The organism is Micromonospora sp. NPDC004704, from assembly GCF_053601675.1.
Genome location: NZ_JBSGCD010000026.1, coordinates 100,685 through 110,353, shown reverse-complemented (window position 1 = coordinate 110,353; position 9,669 = coordinate 100,685). Strand labels below are relative to the sequence as shown.

Genomic DNA, 9,669 nt, shown 5'->3' with positions numbered 1-9,669 from the left:
CCGCGCACGGCGAGAGCATTTCGATGGCCGATCCACTCCTTCAGGCACCTCGATCCACAACATAGACGCCTCGGCCCTGCTGGCCGTAGACGAGGCCCTGTGCCTTGAGCTGGATCATGACGAAGCGGATCACGGTCTCGCTGACCTCGTACCGCTCCATGAGCTGCTTGGTGCTCGGAATCCGGTCGCCGGGCTTGAGCACGCCGCTGTTGATCTGCTCGGCGATGTCGTTGGAGATCTGTTGGTACAGGGGTGTGGACATACGTCGCTCCCTCGGTCGGCAGCGTCAACACACCACACGCCCGGGGGAACATGCGTTACGGGGTAGCCTTACGTTACTCCGTAACGTAAGTTGAAGGACGAGATCGCTCGGTCGGCACTGAGCCTCTCCCGTTCAGGTTCCACCGGCACAGGCAGCCCCACCAACTGTGCCGTTCGGTTCTCTACCAGCGACTTTGTCGGCATACGGCGACCCGAAGGGCGTACGCCGACAGAGGCGGGGATGGTCTGTCCGTGCTCAGCACGCGGGCAGGCCATCCCCGGTCACCTCGTACCCGAAAGGCAGGTCTGCCCGTGCGTACGTTCCTCCGTCGCCTCTTCGCGTCCCGCTCCCGCCCACCGACCCCGATCCCCACCACCAGCACCCCACCCACACCCCGCCCCGACACCGGCCCGTTCCACCGGAACTCCCGTGCCTCCACCTACCGCAGCACCGCCCAACTCCCCCTCCGCCCGTGGCACGTACGCAACCAGCGCTTCCACCCCACCCGCCTCGGTCGCCGTGGACTCGACCCCGACGAGGTGAACGTCTTCCTCAACCGGGTGGCCGATGACCTGCAACGGGTCTACGCCGAGCTGGCCGCGAGCCGGGACGAGAACGTACGCATCAAGACCGCTCTGCGGCAGTGGCAGTCGACGCAGGCGCCGCACCCCCGTCACCTGGCGAGGCACCGGTGAGCGGCAACCGCCGGCAGTTCACCGTCCACCTGCCGATCCGGGCCGCGAACCCGCAGACCGCGGCCGTCATCGCCCGCACGATCGGGCACACGATCGCGGCGGCGTTCCGCGCGCTCGACACCCGGGACATCACGCTCACCTCGCCGGACGAGCCTGAGGTCGTACACCGGGTGTTCTGTGGTCGGGCCTTGACCACCGGACGGCGTTGCGTGCTGCGCAGCGACCATTCTGGCGACTGCAACCCCCGGATCGCCCGATGACCGGACCACCAGCCCCGGTCGAGTGCCCGGACTGCGCCGGCACCACGTTTCTCCTGGTCAACTGCCGGTGCACCCGAGGCGGGAACCGTCTCCTGGTCGACACCACCAACCCCACAACCCACGAGGCGTACGTCGACTGCCTGCTCTGCCACGGCATCGGTACGGTCGCGGTCCCCTGCCACGACTGCCGCCAGCTCGGCACCCGCCGCCCCCAGCTTGTGCTGACCGTCGTCAACCTCGACACCGGTGCGGTCGCCTCCGCGAGTGTGGTGCCCGGCAGTGTCGAGCCGGGCTTCGACCGCGAGGGTCATCCCGCCCTCGACCTGGCCCCGTTCGTCCTGGACCTCGCCGCCCAGGTCGGCGTCGCCTCCGTCCACGAACCGACCACCCCTGACCGGCCGTTCGAGGAGCTGACCGTCCTGCTCCCCGACGCGTGGCGACCGGACCTGCCCGCCGAGCAACGGCGGAGCCTCGAAGCCATCGCGCTGGCCCGCCGCTCCGGGGACCCGTGGCTCGTCCACCTGGGCCGCAGCACGCCGGCCCCGCCACCGCCCACCGTCCAGGAGCGACTGGCCCACCTGGCGATTTTCGCCGGTCAGCTCTGCCTGGACCTGGTCATCGAGGCCCGCAGCCAATGGTCAGGCGACCTGACCTGGGCGATCCGCTACGACACCCCGGCCGCGCCCGTACCCACCGAGCAGCATCGTCGGTTCGACAGTCTGACCGCCGCCCTCGATTCGACCACCGTCACCGACGCCCTGCACGGGCTGCGCGAACGTGCCCTGACCGCGCCGGCCTACCTGGTCGTGCCGAACGGCCCACCGCAGCCGCCCACCACTCTCGACCTGGACGTGGACCGGCTCGAACAGCGAATCCGCGCCGACTGTGTCGACGCCTGCACTGACAAGCCGATGCTCGGTGCCCAGGCGATCTGGCGGGACGGCCGCTGGTGGCACACCGGGCTGAGGCGGGCCGGAAGCTGGGAGACGTACAGCGCTTCGGACACCGGCCAGATCGTCCGTCGCCGGCACACGCGGGCAGAGAGGGCCTGCGAACCGCCGGATCCGAGCTGGCAGGGCGCGGCGGTCCCGAGCCTCGACTGCCCCGACTGCACCGGCTCGCAGTCACCGTTGCCGGGCTGCCGCACCTGTCGGGGCAGTCGTCGGCGCTATCTCGGCGCGGTTGTCATGATCACCGACCTCGACAACCGAGTGCTGCACCTCAACTGGCTCGCCGACCCCGAGCGACCGGTGCCCGCGCCGCCGGTCGCCCTGCAACCCGACGGCACGCCGGTGGTCGCCCTCCCCAGTCACTACCGGCTCGCGCACTGGGCCAACATCCTCGGCGTACGACCGGAGCACCTGACCGAGCTCGACACCGGTGTCCCCGTCGATCCGGGCAGCCGGGACGGGCTCATTCCGCTGCACCACCCCGACGATGACCCACTCACCCGACACGTTGCCACCCTCACCGCCGGCCGCCCCGCCGCCCGCCTCCTCGTACGTACCAGCCTGCCGGCCGCGCCCCCGCTGCCCGAGCTGATCCGGCTGGTCCACGGGCTGCACCTCGCCCTGGCGGTCACCGTCGAAGTGAACCAGCCCCAGCCCCACACCTCACTCCGTCAGTACGCCGAAGCGTGGCAGGTCGACGTGCTCCGGCCCGACCAGGTCGAGCACTTCACACCCCAGCGCCCGTTTCATCCGAGCGTGGGGTCGGCGGTTGCCACCTGTTGGGCGTACCTCGGAATGTCGATCTGTGCGGCCGTGCCCACCGACCCACGCCGAGCAATCCCGGTGCCGCAGTCCCCGGCGCTGGCGGCCGGAACCGGCGACGACCCGGAGGAGTGCATTCGCCAGCTCGGTCGTCGCCATCCTGGGCAACCGGTCGCCGCGCTCCTCACACCCACCGGGTGTCACATCCACCTGCGGTTACCCGACGGCAGCGGCACCTGACAGGCCGGTCAGTCGGTGCTGCTGGGTTCGCGTCGCCAGACCTGTCCCTGGCGTTCGTAGAGCGGGGCGAAGCCCGAGCGGACCAGGTTGTTGTAGGAGGTAACGGGGAGGTCCGCCGTCGGCTTGGCGGTGACGGCCGTCAGCCAACGGCAGCCGGATTCGGCGGCGGCCACCGCCCTGGCGGTCACCAGGGCCGACTGGGCACCACGGTTGCGGTGGGTCGGCTTGGTGATCCCCATGTTGAACGAGGCGCATTCGCCGTACACGAAGAGGGTGGCGACGGCGACCAGTTCGTCCCCGTCCCACGCGGCGAACGCACGGACCCGGGGGTTCGCGACGAACGCGCCGAGCATCCGGAGCATGTCCGGGTCGGTCGACCGGAGCACGGTGCCGACCAGCCTGGTCCAGTCGTCCACGTGCGCGGGCAGGACCGGGCCGACGCGGAGGTCCGACGTGGCCGGCTTGAAGTCGTCGACGTCGCAGGCGAGTTTCACCTGACGGTCACCGGGGATGAGGCCGTACGCCGAGCAGATTGCCTCCCAGTCCGGGGGCAGGAAGTCCGGGGCGATGGTGATCTCTGTCCTCGGGCTGCCGTGCTCGCGGTGGAAGTTGACGACCCGACCGATCAACTCGTCGGTGACCGGTTCGGTGACACCGAACGCGCCGGACTTGTCCCAGAACCCACCGGTCGGGTCGTTGCTCATCGCGAGCACCACACCCCCACCGATCCGGTCCACGGTGACACCGAGAGCCGACCGTACGGACTCCGGGGCGCTGCTTCCGAGCTGGTATCCGAATTCGGCCTCGGTGAGTTCCGCGAGGGCGATCAGTTCCGGTGCTGACATCCAGTCCCCCGTGAACGTCGGTCGTCGTACGGGTCAGCCTGCGGTGGTGTTGCCTTCGGGGCGCCAGATCCAGCTCTGGTTGTTGTACATCGGGGTGAGCCCCGAGCGGATCATGTTGTTGAGCGACGGGTTCGACTCGCCCTCGGCCGGCTTGCCGGTGTCGCTGAACAGCCAGCGGACACCCGCCTCGACGGCGGCCTGCGCCCTGGCCGTCAGCAGAGCCGACTGTGCGCCACGGTTGCGGTGACTTTCCCGGGTCGCCCCATTGTGCAGCGAGGCGAACTCGCCGTACAGGAAGAGGCCGGCGCCGGCGACCATCGTGTCCCCGTCCCAGGCCGCGAAGGTGAGGAAGTCCGGGCGCCCGACGGCGGCGACGAGCGACGAGTTGAACTGCTCGGGCAGGCCGAAGACCTCTTCGAGCATGCTCGCCCACTCCTCGGCGTCCTCCACCCCGACCCTGCCCACCCGCAGGTCGGTGGTGCCGGGTTTGAAGTCGTCCACGTCCCCGACGAGCTTCACCGTGGCGTCACCGGCGGTCAGCCCGTACGCGGCGCGGATGTCGTCCCAGTCCGGCGGCAGGACCTCCGGGGCGAGCTGGATCTGCGCCGACGGGCTGCCGTGCTCCCGGTGGAAGTCGACAACCTCGCCGATCAGTTTCGCGCTCACGGGTTCGGTGAAACCGAGTCCGATCGTCTTGTTCCAGCCACCGTCGGTGGGGTCGTTCCGCATCGCCAGCGCGGCGCCGCCGCCGATCCGGGCGCCGGTCAGACCGAGTTCGGTCCGGCCGCGCTCGGACATGATTTCGACGTACTGGAAGTTCAACTCGGCGGTGATGAACTCGGTGATCCTGGTCAGGTTCTCTGACGGCACGGGACATCCCAATGAATATTCGCGGATTCGCGAGGCTTTCGCGGAGACGCCGCAATTCAACCGGCAGGCCCCGGTTGCGGGTAGCCCCGGAAGGCGATTGTGATGTGAATCGCCGGACAAACGGGCAGTTCACTCGCGTCGGGTCAGCAGCCGGAGGGGCGGCTCACCGTACCCGACTTGGAGATCCGGGTACCGGTGATCATGTCCCCGTTGACCCACACCTCCAACTCCCAACCCGCTGTGGGCGACGTCAGCTCGTGGTCCAAGCCGTAGTACTTCGGCACGGTCCCGGAGAAGCTGGTCGAGCCGTCCCCGCTGATCGGATAGCCGTAGATGGTGCCGTTCTGGTGGTCGACGCCCCCGTGCGGGTCGTACCCGACCGACGCGTTGTGCAACGTCCCCGAGATGGAGAAGCCCCAGCTCCCGCCGCCCCGACACTCGGTGCTCACCGAAGCGGTCAGGTACGGCGTGGCCGCCGGCTTGGGCTGTGGCGCCGGTGCCCCCACGGGCTCGTTCCCCCTGGCCGGGGTCGTCGGCGCGGTGGTTCCGGGCCGAGCCGTCGTAGGCCGTACGGCAGTCGGGCTGACCGGAGGGCGGGTGGAGGTGGCCGTGGCCGGGGTTGGCGTGACGGTCGGCGCGGGCGCGTTCGGGGCGGGATCGGGCGTGCCGTCCTGCACCGGTACGTCAACGCCCTCCTCCTCCCCCGGCTCTTCGTCCAGGGCGTACGGGTCCTCGACGCCGGGCTGGTAGCCGTCGTCGGGTGCGGGGCGGAGGTATCGCAGGACCCCACCTACGCCGATCAGCAGGAGGATCAGCACCAACGCCCCGGAGAGCACGCGTGCCGCCCAGCCGGTCCGGTACATGATCGGCGGGATCAGCCAGCGCAGCCCCGCCGGCCTCGGCACGTCGACCGCCGGGTCCCGCCGATGTACACCCGTCCACCGGTAACGCTCCTGTAGCGCTGTCGCGGCAGCCAGCGGCCGTGGCGCGGGCTGCGTGGTCGGCCACCCGTCCCCGGCGTCGCCGCGCTCCTCCCCTGCCGGCTCGCCGGCAGGCTCGTCTGTCGGCTCGTCTGTCGGTGGCTTTGCCGGCCGCTCATCCGTCGGCACCTCCGCGGACCCACCCGCCCGCAGCTCCCCCGCCGTTCCGCCCTCTGCCGATGGCACAGGTTCACCGTCTGCCGATGGCACGGGTTCACTGTCTGCCGGTGGCACGGGTTCACCGTTTGCTGAGGGCGGGACCGGCGTGGGACCGGCGTCGGCGAAGCGCTCCTCCGCCATCACGGTCGCCGGCTTCGCCACCGAGGAAAGCTCCTCCGCAACCACGGGAAACCCTGCCGCGACCACGGGGAAACCTGCTGCGACCAAGGGAAGCTCTGTCGCAATCGCCGGAGGTTTCTCCGCGACCACGGGCTTGTCCGCAGACGCTGGAGGCTCCGCCGCCGGCATGGACACGAGTTCGTCGGCTGGGGGCTGCTCGGTTCGGGCGGCGATGCTCTTGCGGATCGCCACCCACTGCTCGACCGCCGCCTCGGAACCGCCACAGGCGCGTACGAACGCGCGCAGCAGCTCCTCCCGAGGAAGGGTGCCCCGGCCGAGTACGGCCGCGAGGGTGCTGTGCGGGAGCACGTCCCCGGCCGTCTGGGCCCGACCCTGCAACTGCCGGTACGTGAAGCCCGACCATTGGCGTAACGCGCGCATCGCCCTGACGAACGTCGCCGCGGATGCCGTCGCCTCCGGTGGCCCCGGCAGAGCGTCGCTTTCTTTACGCGCACCACTGTCGTGCGTCGACACGATTACCTCACCCCCGTGATGGTCCCGATCACCTGCCGTTCGTACGGTCAGAGAGCGGGTTCGATGCCACGCAACAGTTCACCCTGCCCGGTCATCGCTGTAAAGGACCGATCGGCCGACGCCGCCCGGCTGGAACGATGGCAATGCCGGCAGTTTCACCGCGCCTCGATGGCAAAAACCTGGTGTTTACCGCCGTCACAGCGGGTCTGGATCAGTTGCACACCCACGTCGTCGCTGCCGTTGTAGACCCCGATGCAATAGCTGCCACCAGCGACGGAACGTATCCGGTGACCGGCCGCCGGTGTGCTGACCGGTTCCAGGGTGAACTGCTGGTCCTTCCGACTCGCTCCGCAGTTGGCCCCGGCGACCAGCAGGCCGTCGCCGGCCGCTCCTTCGTCCACTGTGGCGCATCCGATGCCGTGCGTCGGGTGGTCGAGTTTGATCCGGTAGACGCTGCCGCTGACCCGTTCGAGAATCGTCGGCGGTCCCGCCGATCCGCAGCTCTGCTGGCCGAGCACGGTACGCCCCGACGACTTGTACAGCTCGGGCCCTTCGCCGACGCAGAGGCCGGTGTGCGCCGGACGGATCCGGTAGACACCGGCGAACGTACCCGGATTGCCGTTGGCCGGGGCTGGCGCGGCGGCCGTGGTAGGGGCGGGTTTCGGAGTGGTGGGCTTCGGGGTGGGCGTTTTGGCCTGTGGCTGGGCCGGTGCGCTACCGGGGGCCGGGGTGGGTGTGGGTCCCGTGGTCGGGGCCGGGGGCGTGACTCCACCGGCGCCGTCGTCGAGGGCGTCACCGGTCTCGGCGGGCTCGTCGCCCTCGGGTGCCTCGGCCAGGGTCGACGGGATCGCGCCGGGGTCGTCGCCGCCTACCTCGCGGATGATCCGTACGGTGACCGCCGCGGCGACGAACACGAGGACGACCACGATTCCGGCGGAGAGGACGCGGGTCGCCCAACCCGTCCGGTACATGATCGGCGGCACCAGCCAGCGCAGCCCGGCCGGGCGCGGCACGTCGACGGCGGGGTCGTACCGGTGGGTCCCGACCCACTCGTCCTTCTTCCGCCGGGCGACCGTCGACGCCAACGTCCCCGAGGCGAACGACGGAACGGCCGGTTCGACGCCGGCCCGGTCCGGGGTCGACTCCTGCTCCGTCGCGTCCCCCGGTGGCGGCCCGTCGTCCGCCGCCGGCTCCTCCTCGGGTACGACCACAGCCGCTGAAACCTCAACCGGTTCAACGTCAACCGGTTCAACCTCGGCGGGCTCGGCGACGGCGGTGGCGGGCGACGGTTCGTCCGTACCCGAATCGGGGGTCGCCTCGACCGCGGCGGGCACGGGCAGACCTGCGGCGATCCGCTTCCGTACGGTGAGCCAGCCGGCGGCGGTCGCCTCGTCCTGGCCGCAGGCGCGGACGAAACCGGTCACCAGGTCCTCGCGCGGCAACGTGTTCCGGCTCAGTGCGGCGGCGATCGTGCTGTGCGGCAGCAACTCGTCGACGGCCGCCGCCCGGCGCTGGAGCTGCCGGTAGGTCAGGCCCGACCACTCCTTCAACGCGCGCATCGCGTTGACGAACTCACCCGGAGAGGTGGCGCCGTACGGATCCGGAGCCCGCATCACGTCGCTCGCCGGGTTCACCTCCCGACTGTCAATCCCCCGCATAACCGCCTCTTTTCCCCGTACCTGCCGGCTGTTTGCCTCCACAGGTTAGGGTCGCCGGTCCATTGTGGCTACCCGAGTCGGTCAAGGGCATTGCTCGATCACGCAAGACCACGATCACGGGGCCGCTGTGGAATACGCGCGGGACAAACGATTCCCGTACTCGCGGGAGCAGTTAATGAAACGCACTCTTCTCGTTCGGAGAAGCATCAGGGGGTCGCGACGACCAGCAGCCCGCCGAGCGACGTGGCCGCCAGGACAACCGTGCCGACCGCTCCCGTCGCCAGGGCCCGTCCACTGCTCCGGGTGACCGTACGCAGGTCGACCGAGGTTCCGACGGCGAACATCGCGGCGGCCAGGAGCAGTCCGGCGCCCGTCGACACCGAGGAGACCACCTGGTGTGGCAGGAGGCCGGTGGAACGCAGTGCCATCGCCGCCAGGAACCCGACCACGAACCAGGGCAGGACGGGTGGCCCGGAACGCTGCCCCTCCACCGTCGCCGTCGCGGTACGGCGGCCGATGGCGACCAGCGCCACCAGCGGTGCGAGCAGTACGACGCGGCAGAGCTTCACCACGACGGCGGTGGCGAGGGCGGCAGCTCCGATCGCACCGCCGACCGCCACGACCTGGCCGACCTCGTGGATGCTGGCACCGGCCCAGAGGCCGATCATCGTGTCGTCCAGGCCGAACAGCAGTCCCAGGGCGGGGATGAGCAGCATGCAGAGCGTGCCCAGGACGGTGACCACCCCGATGGCGGTCACCACGTCCTCCTCCTCGCCGTCGGCGACCTCGTTCATGCCGAGCACCGCGGACGCACCACAGATCGAGACCCCGGTGGCGACCAGGAGCGACGTGGCGGGACGCAGGCCGAGTCGGCGCCCGACCCACCGGGTGGTGAGCCAGGCCACCGCGACGCTGACGACCACCACACCGATCGGCCCGAACCCGAGGTCGACGATGTCGGAGGCGACGAGTTGCAGGCCGAGCAGGACGATTCCCGCCCGGAGGAGCCCCTTGGCGGCGAAGGTCAGTCCGGGGCGCATCCACTCCCGGTAGCCGCCGAGACTGCGTACCAGTACGCCGAGCAGGATCGCCACGATCATCGGGCTGACCGGGGTGGCTAGCTGGTTGACGCCGTACCCGATTGACGCCACGGCGGCGGCGAGGGCGAGGCCGGGCAGGATGGCGGTGGGTCCGGGCGGGGTCGGGGCTGGTGCCCGCCCGCTGACTCGTACCCGTTCCGCTACCGCCACCCTGTCACCCCCCGATACCGGTCCCACCGGCCCAGCCTGCGCCGACAGCTCGGCCGGCAGTAGTCCTCGATCACGAACGACGTC

9 protein-coding genes are annotated in these 9,669 nt (G+C 70.3%); 3 read left to right on the top strand and 6 right to left on the bottom strand.

Annotated elements, in window-relative coordinates:
• Positions 1-40 precede the first annotated feature (40 nt).
• Positions 41-262, bottom strand: a complete 222-nt coding sequence (locus tag ACWEFB_RS28425) for a winged helix-turn-helix domain-containing protein (protein WP_452290245.1) — start codon at positions 260-262, stop codon at positions 41-43.
• Between the two features lie 311 nt (positions 263-573).
• On the opposite strand from ACWEFB_RS28425, the gene ACWEFB_RS28420 reads away from it, so the two are divergent.
• Genes ACWEFB_RS28420 through ACWEFB_RS28410 form a run of 3 tightly spaced genes read left to right on the top strand, consistent with a single transcriptional unit; the run spans position 574 to position 3,169 of the window.
• Positions 574-957, top strand: a complete 384-nt coding sequence (locus ACWEFB_RS28420; RefSeq protein WP_452290243.1) for a DivIVA domain-containing protein — start codon at positions 574-576, stop codon at positions 955-957.
• A complete protein-coding gene (locus tag ACWEFB_RS28415; RefSeq protein WP_452290241.1) occupies positions 954-1,217 on the top strand; it encodes a hypothetical protein in 264 nt (87 codons plus the stop codon). The genes ACWEFB_RS28420 and ACWEFB_RS28415 overlap by 4 nt, the downstream gene beginning before the upstream one ends.
• Positions 1,214-3,169: a hypothetical protein gene (locus ACWEFB_RS28410; RefSeq protein ID WP_452290239.1), complete on the top strand. Its 1,956-nt coding sequence runs from the start codon at positions 1,214-1,216 to the stop codon at positions 3,167-3,169. Before ACWEFB_RS28415 ends, ACWEFB_RS28410 begins: the two co-directional genes overlap by 4 nt.
• A gap of 8 nt (positions 3,170-3,177) precedes the next feature.
• Here ACWEFB_RS28410 and ACWEFB_RS28405 read toward each other — a convergent pair whose 3' ends face one another.
• The 5 genes from ACWEFB_RS28405 to ACWEFB_RS28385 form a co-directional block, all read right to left on the bottom strand.
• On the bottom strand, positions 3,178-4,014 hold the full coding sequence (locus ACWEFB_RS28405; protein ID WP_452290237.1) for a GNAT family N-acetyltransferase: 837 nt from the start codon (positions 4,012-4,014) through the stop codon (positions 3,178-3,180).
• Between the two features lie 33 nt (positions 4,015-4,047).
• On the bottom strand, positions 4,048-4,884 hold the full coding sequence (locus tag ACWEFB_RS28400; RefSeq protein ID WP_452290235.1) for a GNAT family N-acetyltransferase: 837 nt from the start codon (positions 4,882-4,884) through the stop codon (positions 4,048-4,050).
• Positions 4,885-5,027: 143 nt separating this feature from the next.
• Positions 5,028-6,677, bottom strand: coding sequence for a hypothetical protein (locus tag ACWEFB_RS28395; RefSeq protein WP_452290233.1), 1,650 nt, complete (start codon positions 6,675-6,677; stop codon positions 5,028-5,030).
• 155 nt (positions 6,678-6,832) lie between these two features.
• A complete protein-coding gene (locus tag ACWEFB_RS28390) occupies positions 6,833-8,335 on the bottom strand; it encodes a hypothetical protein (protein ID WP_452290231.1) in 1,503 nt (500 codons plus the stop codon).
• 206 nt (positions 8,336-8,541) lie between these two features.
• The gene (locus ACWEFB_RS28385; RefSeq protein WP_452290229.1) at positions 8,542-9,585 is read right to left on the bottom strand and encodes a YeiH family protein; all 1,044 of its coding nucleotides are present in this window, start codon (positions 9,583-9,585) and stop codon (positions 8,542-8,544) included.
• Between the last annotated feature and the right edge of the window lie 84 nt (positions 9,586-9,669).

Coding starts and splice junctions, on each gene's coding strand:
- ACWEFB_RS28390 (WP_452290231.1), bottom strand. CDS start 8,335: ATGCGGGGGATTGACAGTCGGGAGGTGAACCCGGCGAGCGACGTGATG.
- ACWEFB_RS28425 (WP_452290245.1), bottom strand. CDS start 262: ATGTCCACACCCCTGTACCAACAGATCTCCAACGACATCGCCGAGCAG.
- ACWEFB_RS28410 (WP_452290239.1), top strand. CDS start 1,214: ATGACCGGACCACCAGCCCCGGTCGAGTGCCCGGACTGCGCCGGCACC.
- ACWEFB_RS28405 (WP_452290237.1), bottom strand. CDS start 4,014: ATGTCAGCACCGGAACTGATCGCCCTCGCGGAACTCACCGAGGCCGAA.